The 17,527-nt window shown below is 68.6% G+C and carries 16 protein-coding genes and 1 tRNA gene; 9 read left to right on the top strand and 8 right to left on the bottom strand.

Annotated features, from left to right (window positions below; all coding sequences use genetic code 11):
- Positions 1–3 precede the first annotated feature (3 nt).
- From PGN37_RS21720 to PGN37_RS21705, 4 genes are all read right to left on the bottom strand, one after another.
- A tRNA-Val gene (locus PGN37_RS21720) sits at positions 4–78 on the bottom strand.
- Between the two features lie 47 nt (positions 79–125).
- Positions 126–587 carry a peroxiredoxin gene (locus PGN37_RS21715; RefSeq protein ID WP_335333065.1) on the bottom strand — a complete coding sequence of 154 codons (462 nt, stop codon included), beginning with the start codon at positions 585–587 and terminating at the stop codon, positions 126–128.
- Entirely contained in the window at positions 584–1,012 is a 429-nt protein-coding gene (locus PGN37_RS21710) for a DUF3052 domain-containing protein (protein WP_335333064.1), read from the bottom strand. The genes PGN37_RS21715 and PGN37_RS21710 overlap by 4 nt, the downstream gene beginning before the upstream one ends.
- A 114-nt stretch (positions 1,013–1,126) precedes the next feature.
- Positions 1,127–1,675 (bottom strand): hypothetical protein, encoded by a 549-nt coding sequence (locus PGN37_RS21705; RefSeq protein WP_442932988.1) that lies wholly within the window; start codon positions 1,673–1,675, stop codon positions 1,127–1,129.
- 207 nt (positions 1,676–1,882) lie between these two features.
- On the opposite strand from PGN37_RS21705, the gene aceE reads away from it, so the two are divergent.
- The 7 genes from aceE (at position 1,883) to PGN37_RS21670 (ending at position 11,419) form a co-directional block, all read left to right on the top strand.
- The gene (aceE, locus tag PGN37_RS21700) at positions 1,883–4,669 is read left to right on the top strand and encodes a pyruvate dehydrogenase (acetyl-transferring), homodimeric type (RefSeq protein ID WP_335333063.1); all 2,787 of its coding nucleotides are present in this window, start codon (positions 1,883–1,885) and stop codon (positions 4,667–4,669) included.
- 42 nt (positions 4,670–4,711) lie between these two features.
- Positions 4,712–6,001 carry a PucR family transcriptional regulator gene (locus PGN37_RS21695; RefSeq protein ID WP_335333062.1) on the top strand — a complete coding sequence of 430 codons (1,290 nt, stop codon included), beginning with the start codon at positions 4,712–4,714 and terminating at the stop codon, positions 5,999–6,001.
- A gap of 143 nt (positions 6,002–6,144) precedes the next feature.
- Complete coding sequence (locus PGN37_RS21690; protein ID WP_335333088.1) at positions 6,145–7,068, top strand: ACP S-malonyltransferase; 924 nt, start codon at positions 6,145–6,147, stop codon at positions 7,066–7,068.
- Between the two features lie 65 nt (positions 7,069–7,133).
- On the top strand, positions 7,134–7,430 hold the full coding sequence (acpM, locus tag PGN37_RS21685; protein ID WP_111510628.1) for a meromycolate extension acyl carrier protein AcpM: 297 nt from the start codon (positions 7,134–7,136) through the stop codon (positions 7,428–7,430).
- Positions 7,427–8,677 carry a 3-oxoacyl-ACP synthase KasA gene (gene kasA, locus PGN37_RS21680; RefSeq protein WP_335333061.1) on the top strand — a complete coding sequence of 417 codons (1,251 nt, stop codon included), beginning with the start codon at positions 7,427–7,429 and terminating at the stop codon, positions 8,675–8,677. Before acpM ends, kasA begins: the two co-directional genes overlap by 4 nt.
- 42 nt (positions 8,678–8,719) lie before the next feature.
- A complete protein-coding gene (kasB, locus tag PGN37_RS21675) occupies positions 8,720–9,973 on the top strand; it encodes a 3-oxoacyl-ACP synthase KasB (protein ID WP_335333060.1) in 1,254 nt (417 codons plus the stop codon).
- Positions 9,974–9,988: 15 nt separating this feature from the next.
- Positions 9,989–11,419, top strand: coding sequence for an acyl-CoA carboxylase subunit beta (locus PGN37_RS21670; RefSeq protein ID WP_335333059.1), 1,431 nt, complete (start codon positions 9,989–9,991; stop codon positions 11,417–11,419).
- 13 nt (positions 11,420–11,432) lie between these two features.
- Here PGN37_RS21670 and PGN37_RS21665 read toward each other — a convergent pair whose 3' ends face one another.
- Both PGN37_RS21665 and PGN37_RS21660 read right to left on the bottom strand, forming a co-directional pair.
- A complete protein-coding gene (locus PGN37_RS21665; RefSeq protein ID WP_335333058.1) occupies positions 11,433–12,962 on the bottom strand; it encodes a glycerol-3-phosphate dehydrogenase/oxidase in 1,530 nt (509 codons plus the stop codon).
- The gene (locus PGN37_RS21660; RefSeq protein WP_335333057.1) at positions 12,959–13,537 is read right to left on the bottom strand and encodes a TetR/AcrR family transcriptional regulator; all 579 of its coding nucleotides are present in this window, start codon (positions 13,535–13,537) and stop codon (positions 12,959–12,961) included. The genes PGN37_RS21665 and PGN37_RS21660 overlap by 4 nt, the downstream gene beginning before the upstream one ends.
- Before the next feature lie 53 nt (positions 13,538–13,590).
- On the opposite strand from PGN37_RS21660, the gene PGN37_RS21655 reads away from it, so the two are divergent.
- Both PGN37_RS21655 and PGN37_RS21650 read left to right on the top strand, forming a co-directional pair.
- Positions 13,591–15,171, top strand: a complete 1,581-nt coding sequence (locus PGN37_RS21655) for an FAD-binding oxidoreductase (RefSeq protein ID WP_335333087.1) — start codon at positions 13,591–13,593, stop codon at positions 15,169–15,171.
- Complete coding sequence (locus PGN37_RS21650; protein ID WP_335333056.1) at positions 15,168–16,085, top strand: diacylglycerol kinase; 918 nt, start codon at positions 15,168–15,170, stop codon at positions 16,083–16,085. The genes PGN37_RS21655 and PGN37_RS21650 overlap by 4 nt, the downstream gene beginning before the upstream one ends.
- On the opposite strand, the gene PGN37_RS21645 is transcribed toward PGN37_RS21650, so the two are convergent.
- Positions 16,066–16,578, bottom strand: coding sequence for a DUF3145 domain-containing protein (locus PGN37_RS21645; RefSeq protein WP_335333055.1), 513 nt, complete (start codon positions 16,576–16,578; stop codon positions 16,066–16,068). The two genes, PGN37_RS21650 and PGN37_RS21645, sit on opposite strands and share 20 nt — an antisense overlap.
- Before the next feature lie 119 nt (positions 16,579–16,697).
- A complete protein-coding gene (locus tag PGN37_RS21640; RefSeq protein ID WP_335333054.1) occupies positions 16,698–17,522 on the bottom strand; it encodes a serine hydrolase domain-containing protein in 825 nt (274 codons plus the stop codon).
- Positions 17,523–17,527 lie beyond the last annotated feature (5 nt).

Here is a 17,527-nt window from a genome sequence, read left to right as displayed (position 1 = left end):
TCGTGGTGGGCGCGGACGGTATCGAACCGCCGACCGCTGGTGTGTAAAACCAGAGCTCTACCACTGAGCTACGCGCCCGATCCCGGGCAGCATATCGGCGCGCGCGACGAACTCGAAATCCGCTCTCAGTCGCGAACAGCGGCCAGCGCCGCGCTCCACACCGCCTGATCGCGCGCCTCGCCCGGCTCCTTGCAGTCCGCGAAGCGCACCACCCCGGCGCGGTCGACGGCGAAGGTGCCCCGGTTCGAGAAACCGGACGCGTCGTTGAAGACCCCGTACGCCTGACTCACCGCGCCGTGCGGCCAGAAGTCCGAGAGCACGGGAAACGTGAAGCCGCGCTGGGCAGCCCACACCTTGTGCGTCGGCGACGGGCCCACCGAGATCGCGAGCGTCGCCGTCGTCTCGTTGACGAAGTCGTCGAGGTGGTCGCTGATCTCGTCGAGTTCCTTCTGGCAGATCCCGGTGAACGCGAGCGGGAAGAACACCAGCAGCACGTTCTTGGCACCGCGGAACGCGCTCAGCGTCACGCGCTGGTTGTTCTGATCGGCAAGCGTGAAGTCCGGCGCCGGAGCACCGACCGCGCTCATCGCTGCTTGGTGATCGCTTTGGCCTTCGGTTGCACCAGCCGGCTCGCGATCCAGTCCCCCAGATTCGCCGACGAGGTCTGCATCAGCCCGGCCGTCGGCGCGGATTCGGCGATCTCGGCGGGCTGAACGTGGCCGGGCTTGCCCGTCTTGGGAGTGACGACCCAGATGACGCCGTCCTCTGCCAGTGGCGTGATCGCGTCCATCAGCGCGTCCACCAGATCGCCGTCGTCGTCGCGCCACCACAGCAGCACCACGTCGACCACTTCGTCGGCGTCTTCGTCGAGGAGCTCACCACCGCACTCGTCTTCGATGTCGGCGCGGATGTCGTCGTCGACGTCGGAGTCCCAGCCCAGTTCCTGCACAACCTGATCTTTTTGGATGCCCAGCATGCGGGCGTAGTTCGGGGGGTCACCCGCCGACACCACGGTCAGTCCTCCTTGCGCCTAGTAGGCACGCTGTGCGCTGTGCCACGTTCGACCACTATCGTCGCACGCCTGGGCGTCACAGCAACCCACCCCGCGACATCCGCCCTCGAGCCGTCACCGATAAGCCGCATCGCAACGGTCCAGCGCGGTGGTCTTGGAGTCGTTCAACGCCCCGATCGCAGAGTTGAAATCCTCGGCCGGATAGTTCCCCGCAATCGCCGTCGCAACCCCGCGAGCAGCGTCGACCCAGCCATTGAGCGCATCCCGCAGCTCCGCGGGCAGCGTGTCGGTCATGCTGCCCGACACCAGGTCGGCGCTCTGGTTGAGCGCATCGACCGCCGCCTGGGCTCCGCCTTCTGCACCCACCGGGTCGGTGTTGAACGCATCGACGTAGGTGTTGACCGCGGCGATCGCGTCGGCGCTGCTGGTGCTCATCGCCTCGCACGACGTGTGCACCGCCTCCACCGTCATCGACGTCTGGCGTTCCGACTCGCGTGCCGACGAGCTCGCCGCGGACTCCTGCAGCGACGCCGACACCGACGCGCGATACTGCGGCGCCTCCCCCGGCGGTGCCGATGCCTCGCCGGTGGTGACGTTGGTGCAGCCGACGACGATCATGGCCAACGCCGCGGCGGAGCCGGTCGCGAAGGCGGACAGCCGCAACGGCGCAGCTCGTCGCCCACCGATACGCACGGTCTGCAGACGTTACCGGCCGACCCCGGCACCGGGTGCACTAAATGCAACCGTTCGCGTGCGGCACTGCACTTGCGGCAGGATGGTACGAGGATGTAACCCACCGTGCACGGCGCGAAGCGAGCAGACCCACTCGACGGACCGCGTGTGCTTCACCCGCCTGACAAGGAGCGGAAGTTGACCACCGAGTTCGTGCGCCAGGATCTGGCCCAAAACTCCAGCAGCACAGGCGAACACGATCGTGTTCGTGTCATTCGGGAAGGCGTCGCGTCCTATCTGCCCGACATCGATTCCGACGAGACCGCCGAGTGGCTCGAGTCGTTCGACCAGTTGGTTGAGAGGTCGGGTCCCGCGCGGGCGCGGTACCTGATGTTGCGTCTGCTCGAACGTGCCGGGGAGCAGCGGGTGGCCATCCCGTCGCTGACGTCGACCGACTACGTCAACACCATCCCGACCGAACTCGAGCCATGGTTCCCCGGCGACGAGGACGTCGAGCGCCGCTACCGCGCTTGGATCCGCTGGAACGCCGCGATCATGGTGCACCGCGCGCAGCGGCCCGGCGTCGGCGTCGGCGGCCACATCTCGACCTACGCGTCGTCGGCGGCGCTCTACGAGGTCGGCTTCAACCACTTCTTCCGCGGCAAGGCCCACCCGGGCGGTGGCGATCAGGTCTTCATCCAGGGCCACGCCTCCCCCGGCATCTACGCCCGCGCTTTCCTCGAGGGCCGGCTCAGCTCCGACCAGCTCGACGGTTTCCGCCAGGAGCACAGCCACGCCGGCGGCGGCCTGCCGTCCTACCCGCACCCCCGGCTCATGCCGGACTTCTGGGAGTTCCCCACGGTGTCGATGGGCATCGGCCCGATGAACGCGATCTACCAGGCGCGCTTCAACCACTACCTGCACGACCGCGGCATCAAGGACACCTCGAACCAGCATGTCTGGGCGTTCCTCGGCGACGGGGAGATGGACGAACCCGAGAGCCGCGGCCTGATTCAGGTCGCCGCCAACGAGGCGCTGGACAACCTGACGTTCGTCGTCAACTGCAACCTGCAGCGCCTCGACGGCCCGGTGCGCGGCAACGGCAAGATCATCCAGGAGCTGGAGTCCTTCTTCCGCGGCGCGGGCTGGAACGTCATCAAGGTGGTGTGGGGCCGGGAGTGGGATGCGCTGCTGCACGCCGACCGCGACGGCGCGCTGGTGAATCTGATGAACACCACCCCCGATGGTGATTACCAGACCTACAAGGCCAACGACGGCGGCTACGTGCGCGACCACTTCTTCGGTCGCGACCCACGGACCAAGGCCCTCGTCGACCCGATGACCGATCGCGAGATCTGGAACCTCAAGCGCGGCGGCCACGACTACCGCAAGGTGTACGCCGCCTACCACGCCGCGATGGAGCACAAGGGTCAGCCGACGGTGATCCTGGCGAAAACCATCAAGGGCTACACGCTGGGCAAGCACTTCGAAGGCCGCAACGCCACGCACCAGATGAAAAAGCTTGCGCTGCAAGACCTCAAGGACTTCCGCGATGCGCAGCGCATCCCGATCTCCGACGAGCAGCTCGAGAACGATCCCTACCTGCCGCCGTACTACCACCCCGGCCCGGAAGCACCCGAGATCCGCTACATGCTCGACCGGCGCCGCGCACTCGGCGGCTCCCTGCCCGAACGTCGCACCAAGACCAAGGCGCTCACGCTGCCCGGCCGCGACGCCTACAAGGCGCTGAAGAAGGGGTCGGGCAAGCAGGAGGTCGCCACCACGATGGCGACGGTCCGTACGCTCAAGGAACTGTTGCGGGACAAGGAGATCGGCAAGCGGATCGTGCCGATCATCCCCGACGAGGCGCGCACGTTCGGCATGGACTCGTGGTTCCCGAGCCTGAAGATCTACAACCGCAACGGCCAGCTCTACACCTCGGTCGATGCGGAGCTGATGCTCGCCTACAAGGAGAGCGAAGTCGGCCAGATCCTGCACGAGGGTATCAACGAGGCGGGCTCGACGGCCTCGTTCACCGCCGTCGGCACGTCGTATGCCACCCACAACGAGCCGATGATCCCGATCTACATCTTCTATTCGATGTTCGGGTTCCAGCGCACCGGAGACGGCCTGTGGGCGGCGGCCGATCAGATGGCGCGCGGCTTCGTACTCGGCGCGACGGCCGGGCGCACCACGCTGGTGGGCGAAGGTCTGCAGCACGCCGACGGGCATTCGCTGCTGCTGGCGGCCACCAACCCCGCCGTCGTCGCCTACGACCCCGCGTTCGCCTACGAGATCGCCTACATCATCGAGAGCGGCCTGCACCGCATGTACGGCGAGAACCCGGAGAACATCTACTTCTACATGACGATCTACAACGAGCCCTACGTCCAGCCGGCCGAGCCGGACAACCTGGACGTCGAGGGGCTGCTGCGCGGCATCTACCGCTACCACCAGGCGGAGAGCCGCAGTCACAGCGCCCAGATCCTGGTCTCCGGGGTCGGCATGCCCTCGGCGCTCAAGGCGGCCGAGATGCTCGCCAACGAGTGGGATGTGGCCGCCGACGTCTGGTCGGTGACCAGCTGGGGTGAGCTCAACCGCGACGGCGTGGCCATCGAGAAGGAGGCGCTGCGCCATCCGGACCGGCCGGCCGGCACGCCGTACGTGACCCAAGCGCTCGCCGACGCCGAAGGCCCTGTGGTGGCCGTGTCGGACTGGATGCGTGCCGTGCCCGAGCAGATCCGGCCGTGGGTGCCCGGCACCTACATCACGTTGGGCACCGACGGGTTCGGCTTCTCCGACACCCGGCCGGCGGCGCGCCGCTACTACAACACCGACGCCGAGTCGATCACGGTCGCGGTGCTGGAGGGCCTGGCTCGCGACGGCAACATCGACATGGCGGTCGCCGTCGAGGCGGCGCGCAAGTACGAGATCGACGACGTGATGGCGGCGCCTGAGCAGACCAGTGACCCGGGGGTCGCCTGACAATTTGGAGGACTTCTCCAAACCGAAGCGTAGATTTTAGGGATGGCCGACAACAATCGGTTCGTCCCGCCCCGGTCGACGGTCGAGGTGCTGGAGAACGTTCCCGACTCGGTGCTACGCCGGCTCAGTCAGTACTCGGGCCGGCTGGCCACCGAGGCGGTACAGGCGATGGGCGAACGGTTGCCCTTCTTCGCCGAGCTGGAGGCGTCGCAGCGCGCCAGCGTGCAGCTGGTCGTGCAGACCGCGGTGGTGAACTTCGTCGAGTGGATGCGCCACCCCGACAGCGATGTCAGCTACACCGCCCAGGCCTTCGAGGTGGTACCGCAGGATCTGCGCCGGCGCATCGCGCTGCGCCAGTCGGTCGAGATGGTGCGCGTGACGATGGAGTTCTTCGAAGAGGTCGTTCCGCTGCTGGCCCGCAACGAGGAACAGCTGACCGCGCTGACCGCAGGCATCCTGCGCTACAGCCGCGACCTGGCCTTCGCGGCGGCCATGGCCTACGCGGATCAGGCAGAGGCCCGCGGGGCGTGGGACACCCGCATGGAGGCGAACCTGATCGACGCCGTGGTGCGCGGCGACATCGGCCCTGATCTGCAGTCGCAGGCTGCGGCCCTGAACTGGGACGCGACCGCGGCGGCGACCGTGATCGTGGGCCTGCCGCGGCCCGACCGGTTGGACCTCACCTCGGAGGACGTGCACGACGTCGCGGCCCGCAACGGCCGCGCCGCGTTGTCGGACGTGCACGGGACGTGGCTGGTGACGGTCGTGTCCGGCGGGCTGTCCCACACCGACCGGTTCCTGTCGGAACTCCTGACGGTTTTCGCCGACGGACCCGTGGTGGTCGGGCCGATGGCGCCGACCCTGGGTGCCGCGCATCTGAGTGCCACCGAGGCCATCGCCGGGATGAACGCCGTCGCCGGCTGGGCCGGTGCGCCGCGGCCGGTGGCAGCGCGCGAACTGCTGCCCGAGCGCGCGCTACTGGGCGACGCCTCGGCCGCGGCCGCCCTCGAGGCGGAGGTGATGCGGCCGCTCGCCGATGCAGGCCCCACGCTGATGGAGACGCTGGACGCCTATCTGGATTCCGGGGGCGCGATCGAAGCGTGCGCCCGCAAATTGTTCGTTCATCCAAATACGGTCAGGTACCGGCTCAAACGTGTCGCCGACTTCACGGGTCGTGACGCCACCGTTCCGCGGGACGCGTATGTGCTGCGCGTCGCCTCCACGGTGGGCCGTCTGCGGCGTCAGGGCCAGTCCGGGCCTTCGTCATCGCCGGGATCCGGGCAGGTTGGCGCTGTTGCCTCGGTCACACCGGCGGGGCATCCTGCGAGGTGACATGTTGCGCTTGGATCTCGACGACGTCCCATCACGTGCGGTTTTGTGGGGAGTCAACAAAAACCTAAGAAAGAGTTCATAGTCTCTTACACGGCGCAAAACCGTCTTCACAATGTTTTCTTAAAGACGTGCCCGACAAGACTGTGCTTGCATTCCTCGCGCCCGGACAGGGCTCCCAGACTCCCGGCATGCTCGCCGAGTGGCTGGAGCTGCCCGGTGCGCCGGAGCGCATCGCGGCATGGTCGGAGATCAGCGGCCTGGATCTGGCCCGCCTCGGCACCACCGCCGACGCACAGGAGATCACCGACACCGCAGTCACGCAGCCTCTCGTCGTCGCGGCCACGCTGCTGGCCTACGAGGAACTGACGCGCCGCGGCGTGCTGACCGGGGACGAGGACATCGTCGCAGCCGGACACTCCGTCGGTGAGATCGCCGCCTACGCGATCGCAGGAGTGATCACCGCCGACGAGGCCGTGTCCCTGGCCGCGACCCGCGGCCGCGAGATGGCCAAGGCCTGCGCCGTGGAACCTACCGGGATGTCCGCCCTGCTGGGCGGCGACGAAGCGGAGGTGCTCGCGCGGCTCGAAGCGCTCGACTTGGTGCCGGCCAACCGCAACGCTGCCGGCCAGATCGTCGCCGCCGGTGCCGTCGCCGCGCTGGAGAAGCTCGCCGAAGACCCGCCGGCCCGCGCCCGGGTTCGCCCGCTGGCCACCGCCGGTGCGTTCCACACGCGCTACATGGAGCCCGCGCTGGCCGAGTACACCACGGTGGCCGACCGGATCACTCCGTCGGAGCCGTCGGTCACGCTGCTGTCCAACGCTGACGGCCGGCCCGTCGCCTCCGCGCATGACGCGATGACCAAGCTGGTCGCCCAGATGACGCGCCCCGTGCGCTGGGATCTGTGCACCGACACCATGCGGGAGCTCGGTGTGACGGCCCTCGTGGAGTTCCCCCCCGCGGGCACGTTGTCCGGAATCGCCAAGCGGGAGCTCAAGGGCACCCCGAACCATCCCATCAAGACCCCCGCCGACCTGGACGGCCTCGCCGAGGCCCTCCGCGCCGTCTGATCGACGGCTGTTCCACCCCGAATCGTTTCACCCCAGGTAACACCCGATAAATAGAAGGAGCCACAGTGCCCGCCTCTCAGGAAGAAATCATCTCCGGTCTCGCCGAGATCATCGAAGAAGTGACCGGCATCGAGCCGTCTGAGGTCACCCCGGAGAAGAGCTTCGTCGACGACCTGGACATCGACTCGCTGTCGATGGTCGAGATCGCCGTGCAGACCGAGGACAAGTACGGCGTGAAGATCCCCGACGAGGACCTCGCCGGTCTGCGCACCGTCGGTGACGTCGTCGCCTACATCCAGAAGCTCGAGGAAGAGAACCCCGAGGCTGCTGCCGCCCTGCGCGAGAAGTTCGCGGGCGAATGACCCGGCCTTCCACTGCTAACGGCGGTTTCCCCAATGTCGTGGTTACCGCTGTAGAAGCTACGACCTCGATTGCGGCCGACGCCGAGGGCACGTGGAAGGGACTGCTCGCCGGTCAGAGCGGTATTCACGAGCTCACGGACGACTTCGTCACCAAGTGGGACCTGCCGGTTCGCATCGGCGGCCACCTGGTCGATCCCGTCGACGAGCACATGACCCGACTCGACCTGCGGCGCATGTCGTACGTCCAGCGGATGGGCAAGCTGCTGAGCAACCGGCTCTGGGAGAACGCGGGCAAGCCCGAAGTCGACCCAGACCGGTTCTCGGTGGTGATCGGCACCGGCATCGGTGGCGGCGAGAAGATCGTCGAAACCTATGACCTGATGAACGAGGGCGGCATTCGCAAGGTGTCCCCGCTCGCAGTGCAGATGATCATGCCCAACGGAGCGGCCGCGGTCGTCGGCCTGGAGCTCGGGGCGCGTGCCGGGGTCATCACCCCGGTCTCAGCCTGTTCTTCGGGTTCGGAGGCCATCGCCCACGCATGGCGTCAGATCGTCATGGGCGACGCAGACTTCGCGGTCTGCGGCGGCGTCGAAGGCGGGATCGAGGCACTGCCCATCGCAGCGTTCTCGATGATGCGCGCGATGTCGACCCGCAACGACGATCCGGAAGCCGCGTCGCGCCCGTTCGACAAGAACCGTGACGGCTTCGTCTTCGGTGAGGCCGGCGCTTTGATGATCCTCGAGACCGAGGAGCATGCCAAGGCACGCGGCGCCAAGCCGCTGGCCCGGGTCATGGGCGCCGGCATCACGTCCGACGCCTTCCACATGGTGGCTCCGGCGTCGGATGGTCTGCGGGCCGGCCAGGCGATGAAGCGGGCGATGGAGACGGCGGGCTTGTCCCCCGAGGACATCAACCACGTCAACGCCCACGCCACGTCGACGTCCATCGGCGATACCGCCGAGGCCAATGCCATCCGGGTTGCCGGTGTGGACCACGCCGCGGTGTACGCACCGAAGTCGGCGCTGGGTCACTCGATCGGCGCGGTGGGTGCTCTGGAATCGATTCTCACGGTGCTCAGCCTGCGGGACGGGGTCATCCCTCCGACGCTCAACTACGAGACGCCGGACCCGGAGATCGATCTCGACGTCGTCGCGGGCGAGCCACGGTATGGCGACTATCAGTACGCCATCAACAACTCGTTCGGTTTCGGCGGCCACAATGTGGCTCTGGCCTTCGGTCGTTACTAGGCCAGCCGAGTTCACGAGAACCGAGAGGACACGCGCCTGAGTATGGCTGCACCGACAACAGGGAACGGACTCCCCGACGTCGTCGTGACCGGTATGGCCATGACGACGAGCGTCGCCACCGATGCCGAAGGCACGTGGACGGCGCTGCTGGAGGGCAAGAGCGGCATCCGCCGTCTCGAAGACTCCTTCGTCGAGGAGTTCGACCTGCCGGTGCGCATCGGGGGCCATCTGCTCGAGGAGTTCGACGGGGAACTGACCGAGGTCGAGAACCGTCGGATGTCCTACCCGCAGAAGATGGCCACCGTGCTCGGGCGTCGTGTCTGGCGCAACGCCGGGTCCCCCGAGGTCGACACCAATCGCCTGATGGTGTCGATCGGGACCGGCCTCGGCGGCGCCGAGGCGCTGGTGTTCGCCTACGACGGCATGCGGGACAGCGGCAATACGGCCGTGTCCCCGCTGTCGGTGCAGATGTACATGCCCAACGGTCCGTCGGCCGTGGTGGGTCTTGACCGTGGCGCCAAGGCCGGGGTGGTCACCCCGGTCTCGGCGTGCGCGTCAGGGTCCGAGGGCATCGCCCAGGCGTGGCGCAACATCGTGCTCGGTGAGGCCGACATCGCGATCTGCGGCGGTGTCGAACAGCGCATCGAGGCCGTGCCGATCGCGGGCTTCGCGCAGATGCGCATCGTGATGTCGACCAACAACGACGACCCGGCCGGCGCGTGCCGCCCGTTCGACAAGGATCGGGACGGCTTCGTGTTCGGCGAGGCGGCTGCACTGATGGTCATCGAGACCGAGGAGCACGCCAAAGCGCGCGGCGCCACCATCCTCGCGCGACTGATGGGCGCCAGCATCACCTCCGACGGCTACCACATGGTCGCGCCCGATCCCAACGGTGAGCGCGCCGGCTACGCGATGAGCCGCGCCATCGAGCTGGCCGGTCTCGCGCCGAGCGACATCGACCACGTCAACGCCCATGCGACGGGCACCAGCGTCGGTGACGTCGCCGAGGGCCAGGCCATCAACAACGCGATGCGCGGGCACCGGCCAGCGGTCTACGCACCCAAGTCCGCGCTCGGCCACTCGGTCGGTGCGGTCGGCGCGGTCGAGTCGATTCTCACAGTCCAGGCGCTGCGCACCGGCGTCATTCCCCCCACACTCAATTTGAAGAACCTCGATCCCGATATCGACCTCGACGTCGTCGCGGGCGGCCCCCGGCCGGGTAACTACGAGTACGCCATCAACAATTCGTTCGGTTTCGGCGGGCACAACGTCGCACTCGCCTTCGGAAAATACTGAAAGCAGGAGACATCTATGACCACCATCGAGAATCGCCCCGCCGCAGACGTCAACGAGTCACTCGATCCTCGCGACCCGATGCTGCGGTTGGCGACGTTCTTCGATGACGGCAGCGTCGAGCTGCTGCACGAGCGCGACAAGTCCGGCGTCCTGGCGGCAGCCGGCACCGTCAACGGTGTCCGCACGATCGCGTTCTGCACCGACGGCACCGTGATGGGCGGCGCGATGGGTGTCGACGGCTGCAAGCACATCGTCGATGCCTACGACGTCGCGATCGACGAGCAGAGCCCGATCGTCGGCATCTGGCACTCCGGCGGCGCCCGTCTGGCCGAGGGCGTCAAGGCGCTGCACGCGGTCGGCCTGGTCTTCGAGGCCATGATCCGCGCCTCCGGCTACATCCCGCAGATCTCCGTGGTCGTCGGCTTCGCCGCCGGTGGCGCCGCATACGGGCCCGCCCTGACCGACGTCATCATCATGGCGCCCGACAGCAAGGTGTTCGTCACCGGACCCGACGTGGTCCGCAGCGTCACGGGCGAGGACGTCGACATGGTCTCTCTCGGCGGCCCCGAGGCGCACCACAAGAAGTCCGGCGTGTGCCACATCGTCGCCGACGACGAGCTCGACGCCTACGAGCGCGGCCGTCGCCTGGTCGGGCTGTTCTGCCAGCAGGGCCACTTCGACCGCACCAAGGCCGAGGCCGGCGACACCGACCTCAAGGCGCTGCTGCCCGAGTCGGCTCGCCGCGCCTACGACGTGCACCCGCTGGTCGAGGCCCTCCTCGACGAGGGTGTGCCGTTCGAGGAGTTCCAGTCCCGCTGGGCCCCGTCGATCGTCGTCGGCCTGGGCCGGCTGGCCGGCCGCACCGTCGGTGTGATCGCCAACAACCCGCTGCGTCTGGGCGGCTGCCTGAACTCCGAGAGCGCCGAGAAGTCGGCCCGCTTCGTGCGCCTGTGCGATGCGTTCGGCATCCCGCTGGTCGTGATCGTGGACGTGCCCGGCTACCTGCCGGGTGTGGATCAGGAGTGGGGCGGCGTGGTCCGCCGCGGCGCCAAGCTGCTGCACGCGTTCGGTGAGAGCTCGGTGCCGCGCGTCACGCTGGTCACCCGCAAGATCTACGGCGGCGCCTACATCGCGATGAATTCGCGGTCGCTCAACGCCACCAAGGTGTTCGCGTGGCCCGAGGCCGAGGTCGCCGTCATGGGCGCCAAGGCCGCCGTCGGCATCCTGCACAAGAAGAAGCTGGCTGCCGCCGCCCCCGAGGAGCGCGAGTCGCTGCACGAGGCGCTGGCCATCGAGCACGAGAAGATCGCCGGCGGCGTGGATTCGGCCATCGAGATCGGCGTCGTGGACGAGAAGATCGACCCGGCCCACACGCGCTCGAGGCTGACCCAGGCACTGGCCGAGGCACCGATGCGCCGCGGTCGCCACAAGAACATCCCGCTGTAAAGGCGACGCCCGCTCAGCGGCTGAGGGCGACCATCTCCTCGGCCGCGGGCAGGGCGCGTTCGCGGTCCCCGGCCACCAGGCCGATGCGGGTACGCCGGTCGAGGATGTCGTCGACGCTGAGTGCTCCTTCGTGGGTGACGGCGTACTCGAGTTCCGCGCGCGTGACGTCGATGCCGTCGGCGACGGGTTCGGTGGGCCGCGGGCACGTCGCCCGGGCGATCACGTCGGGCGCTTCTGCGCCGAACCGGGCCACCAGGGACGCAGGCAGTCCGTGTCCGGTCGGCAGACCCGGTGCGCCGATGAGCGGGAGGTTGCGGGTGCGGCACGGCCCCGCGGCCAGCCCGCGCAGCGCGACCGCGCGGTCCACCACATCCTCTGCCATGAACCGGTATTCGGTTAGCTTGCCGCCGATCACACTCAGCATGCCGCTCGCCGACTCGGTGACCGCGTGCTCTCGCGAGACGTCTGCCGTACGGCCGGCTCCGGTGTCGATCAACGGGCGCAGGCCGGCGTAACTGCCGACGACATCCGCAGGCCCGAGTGAGGTCGCGAGCGCGGTGTTGACCGTGTCGAGGAGGAACTGCACTTCCTGCGAGGTCGGCTCTGGCACATCGGGTATCGCGCCGGGGGCGTCTTCGTCGGTCAGTCCCAGATAGACGCGGCCGAGCTGTTCGGGCATCGCGAAGACGAATCGGTTGATCTCCCCGGGGATCGGAATCGTCAGCGCCGCAGTCGGATTGCCGAACGCTGCGGCGTCGAACACCAGGTGGGTGCCGCGGCTGGGCCGCAGCCGCAGCGATTTGTCGACCTGCCCGGCCCAGACGCCGGTGGCGTTCACCACCGCGCGCGCTGACACCTGCAGCGTTTCCCCCGACTGCGTGTCGGTCAACGTCACCGAGGTGCCAGATGCCGCGCTCGCCTCGACGCGGGTGAGGATGCGGGCGCCGTGCTGGGCGGCCGTGCGCGCCACCGCGGTGACCAAGCGCGCGTCGTCGACGAGCTGCCCGTCGTAGGCCAGCAGCGCGCCGTCCAGGCCGTCGCGGCGCACGGTCGGGGCCAACGCGACCGCCGCGGCCGCGTCGATCCGGCGAGACCGCGGCAGCACCGATGCGGGGGTGCCGGCGAGGGCGCGCAGCCCGTCACCGGCCGCGAAGCCGAACCGGACCAGTGCTCTCGAGGCGCGGTTCATCTCGGGGAGCAGCGGCACCAGTTGCGGCATGGCGTGGACCAGATGAGGGGCGTTGCGCGTCATCAGGATTCCGCGTTCCACGGCGCTGCGGCGGGCGATGCCGACGTTGCCACTCGCGAGGTAACGCAGGCCGCCGTGGACCAGCTTCGAACTCCACCGGCTGGTACCGAAGGCCAGGTCGTGTTTCTCGACCAGGGCCACCGACAGCCCGCGCGTCGCGGCGTCCAGCGCGATCCCGGCGCCGGTGATGCCGCCGCCGATGACGAGCACGTCCAGCGGCGCACCATCGCCGAGTTCCTGCAACTCTGCGGCGCGGCGGACGGCGTTCAGCGCCGTGCTCGAGGGGCCGCTCACGGGGCCAGGTACCCGTTGAGAGCGCGGGCCAGTTCGACGTTGATGGCCTGTGCGTCGAGCAGCTTTTCCACCATCTGCGCGGACTGGATCGTCGACTGCGTGATCAGCAGACACATCGCACCCAGCTCGTGCGGGTCGCCGGAACGCACGCTGCCCTCCTTCTGACCGGCCTTAACCGCCTCGGCGAGCGCGTCGATGAGGATCTGCTGGCTGGTGCCCAGCCGTTCGGCGATGTAGACCATGGCCAGGTTGGGAGCATTGCGGATCACCGACTGCACGATCTCGTCGTTGCGCAGGTGTTCCGCCACGGCCACGACGCGCTCGACCGTCGCCTCCCTGCCGGCACCACGGTCGGGCACCTGCTCGAGCACCCCGGCGATACGCACGGTCAGCAGCTCTGCGATCACCCAGCGGATGTCGGGCCACCGGCGGTAGATGGTGGGGCGACTGACCCGGGCACGCCGCGCGATCTCGGTCATAGTCGTCCGTTCGACGCCGTAGGCGAGGATGCACGCCGCCGCCGCGTCGAGAATGCGCTTCTCGACACCCGAGTCGGAGTTACGGATTGACATCATCTGTAATACTGTAACGCATGTCTTCGCTCGCTGGCCAGCCTTCCCGACCACCCATGGCATGGAACGCCTGGGGCGATCCCGCCGCGGCGACTCCCCTGTCCCCAGGCATCCGGTCCCTGCTCACCCAGGCCCTCGGCATCGACGCACAGCCCGCCGCTGAGCCCACCCTCGAACAGGTCAGGGTCCGCCCGTCGGCGCTGTCCCCGAGCGACCGCGACGGCCTGGCCGCGATCGTCGGCGCCGACCACGTTCTCGTCGACGACCAGCACCGACTGCTGCGCGCGGGAGGCAAGTCCACGCTGGATCTGTTGCGCCGCAGGGATTTCGGCGTGCAGGACGGCCCGGACGCGGTGCTGGTGCCCGGCGACGACGACGAGGTGGCCGCCGTGTTGCGATTCTGCGCCGACCACAGCATGGCCGTCGTCCCATTCGGCGGTGGCACGAGCGTGGTCGGCGGGCTGGACCCACTGCGTGGGGATTTCAAGGCCGTGGTGTCGGTGGATCTGCGCCGGTTCGACAAGCTCCACTCGCTCGACGAGGTCTCCTGGGAAGCCGAGCTGGGCGCGGGCCTGACCGGCCCCGAAGCCGAGAAACTCCTGGCTGAGCGCGGCTTCTCACTCGGCCACTTTCCGCAGAGCTTCTGTTTCGCGACGATCGGCGGTTTCGCCGCGACCCGCTCGTCGGGCCAGGATTCCGCCGGCTACGGCCGCTTCGACGACATGGTGCGCGGCCTTCGCGCCGTGACCCCGGCCGGGATGTTCGACGTGGGCCGTGCGCCCGCCTCGGCCGCCGGACCTGACCTGCGGCAGGTCCTGCTCGGCTCCGAGGGAGTCTTCGGCATCATCACCAAGGTGCGGGTTCGCGTCCATCCGGTGCCGGAAACCACCCGCTACGAGGCGTGGTCGTTCCCCGATTTCGCCACCGGCGCCGCCGCGTTGCGGGCCGTCGCGCAGACCGGCACCGGACCGACGGTCATCCGACTCTCCGACGAGGCCGAGACCGGGGTCAACCTGGCCACCACCGACAGCATCGGCGAATCCCAGATCACCGGCGGCTGCCTGGCCATCACGGCTTTCGAAGGCAGCGAAGCCCATGTCGCCAGCCGACACTCCGAGACGCGAGACCTGTTGAGCGCCAACGGTGGAACCTCACTCGGCGAGGCGCCGGCCCGCGCATGGGAGCACGGTCGCTTCAATGCCCCGTACCTGCGTGACGGGCTGCTGTCCGCGGGGGCGCTCTGCGAGACGCTGGAGACAGCGACGTCGTGGTCGAACGTCCCGACGCTGAAGGCGGCTGTCACCGACGCCCTGACCCGCTCGCTGGCCGATTCGGGAACGCCTGCCCTTGTGCTGTGCCACATCTCGCACGTCTACCCCACCGGAGCCTCGCTCTACTTCACTGTCGTCGCCGCCCAGCGCGGTGATGCGATCGAGCAGTGGCGCGCCGCCAAAACTGCCGCCTCGGAGGCCATGATGCGCGTGGGCGCGACGATCACCCACCACCACGCGGTGGGCGCGGATCACCGTCCCTGGATGCGAGACGAGGTCGGCGACCTCGGCGTCGCCGTGCTGCGCGCCGTCAAGTCGGCGCTCGACCCGACCGGAATCATGAACCCGGGCAAGCTGATTCCGTGAACCGGATCGTCGTCCTGACCAATCCGGCCTCCGGGCACGGCACCGCCCGCCACGCCGCCGAGCGCGCTATCAGCCGTTTCCAGGCCCGCGGCGTCGACGTCGTCGCACTCGTCGGCCGCGATCCCGCGCATGCACGCGAACTCGTCGAAGGCGCACTGGAACGCGGCATGGACGCGCTGGTCGTGGTCGGCGGCGACGGCATCGTGTCGCTGGCGCTGCAGATCCTCGCCGAGACGTCCACCCCGCTGGGGATCATCCCCGCCGGCACCGGCAACGACCACGCCCGCGCGTTCGGCATCCCCACCGCGCCCGAGGCCGCCGCCGACGCGGTGGTCGACGGCGAGGTCGGCACCTACGACCTGGGGTTGATCACCGGCGCCGACGGCACCCGGCGCTGGTTCGGGACGGTGATGGCGGCTGGTTTCGACTCCCTGGTGACCGACCGCACGAACCGGATGCGCTGGCCGCACGGGCGGATGCGCTACAACCTGGCGATGCTGGCCGAGATCTCGCAGTTGCGGTTGCTGCAGTTCCGGCTCGGCTTCGATGGCGACGTGGTGGCGACCGAGCTCACGCTCGCCGCGTTCGGCAACACCCGCAGCTACGGCGGCGGCATGCTGATCTGCCCGGGAGCCGACCCGACCGACGGTTTGTTCGACGTCACGATGGTCGCCTCCGCGTCGCGCACGCGGTTGATCCGGTTGTTCCCGACCGTGTTCAAGGGCACGCATGTGAACCTGCCGGAGGTGACGACGCGCAGGGCGCGGACCATCACCGTGGAGTCACCCGGGATCAATGCCTACGCCGACGGCGAGTACGTGTGCCCGCTGCCGGTGGAGCTCACCGTGGTGCCGGGCGCGTTGCGGGTAGTAGGACCGATCAACAAGCCCCGAGCTAGCCGACGCCGCGGCTGAGCCAGCTGACCTCGGCACCCACGCCGCCGTCGCGGTAGGCCTCCAGGGCCTCGTCCCAGGCTGTGCCCAGCACGGAGTCCAGTTCCGCCGCCAGCATGTCGGCGCCCGAGGCCATCAGCGTGCGCAGCCGCATCTCCCCGACCATCACGTCGCCGTTCGCGCTCATCGCGCCGCTCCACAGGCCGAGCTGGGGGGTGTGACACCAGCGGTGACCGTCGACGCCGTGGCTCGGGTCCTCGGTCACCTCGAACCGAAGCACCGACCAGGACCGCAGGGCATTGGCCAGCGAAGCGCCGGTCCCCACGGGACCGACCCAGTTCGTCACGGCACGCAGCTGCCCGGGCATGGCCGGTTGCGCCGTCCACTTCAAATTCGCCCTCGCATTGAGGGTCGACGACAACGCCCACTCGACATGCGGGCACACCGCCGCGGGTGAGGCATGCACGTACACCACACCCGTCGTCGTGTCGGCGAACTGATTCGCTGCACGCATCTGTTGCTCCTTCGGCTCCACGAGGGACGTCTTCCCCAACGACCTGGTGGTTTCCGAGTGAGTCAGCAGATGAAATTGTTTCTTCCGGGGCAATTGTGCCTTGTGAGACGTGTGTTGCGCTAGTCCGCCCTGTAATCTCTCAGAACTTCATCAGACAGGGCGGGCATCACATCGTGCGCCCAGTCGCCGAACGGCCGGTCCGTGAGCACGACCAGCGCGAGTCCCGCGTCAGGATCGACCCACAGGAACGTCCCCGACTGGCCGAAGTGCCCGAACGTCCGCGCGGAATTGTTCGCTCCGGTCCAGTGCGGCGTCTTGCCGTCGCGTAGTTCGAAGCCCAGCCCCCAGTCGTTGGGCTTCTGCCGGCCGTAGCCGGGCAGCACCCCGTCGAGGCCAGGGAACTGCACGGAGGTCGCCGCATCGTGCATCTGCTCCGACACCAGAGAGGGCGTCAGCAGCTCGCCGGCGAACGCGCTGAGGTCCGCGACGGTCGACGTCGCGCCGTAGCCGGCTGCCGCCGCACCCCCGTCCAGGGTGGTCTCCGACATGTCCAGAGGGACGAACACCGAGTCGGACAGGTACTCCGTGAACGGGATGCCCGACTCGCGCTCCAGTGTCTCGGCCAGCACTGCGAAGCCGTGATTGGAGTAGATCCGCCGAGTGCCGGGCGCAGCCAGCACTTTCTCCGACGTCATCTCGTAGCCCGCCGTGTGCGCCAGCAGGTGGCGGACGGTGGATTCCGGCGGTCCAGCGGGGGTGTCGAGGTCGAAGACCCCTTCCTCGACCGCGATCTGCGCGGCGCGGGCGGCCAGCAACTTGGTGACCGAGGCGAGGGGAAAGGTCAGAGTCTGGTCGCCGTGGTCGGCCAGGGTTCCGTCCCGGCCGACGACGGCGGCGGCTGCGGTGGGGACGGGCCAGTCGGCCAGTGCGTCGAGTGCGCTCATCGACC

Source organism: Mycobacterium kyogaense (assembly GCF_036946525.1).
GTDB lineage: Bacteria > Actinomycetota > Actinomycetes > Mycobacteriales > Mycobacteriaceae > Mycobacterium > Mycobacterium kyogaense_A.
Note: the sequence above shows the minus strand (reverse complement) of the source record. Positions and strands in the feature narration are given on the sequence as shown.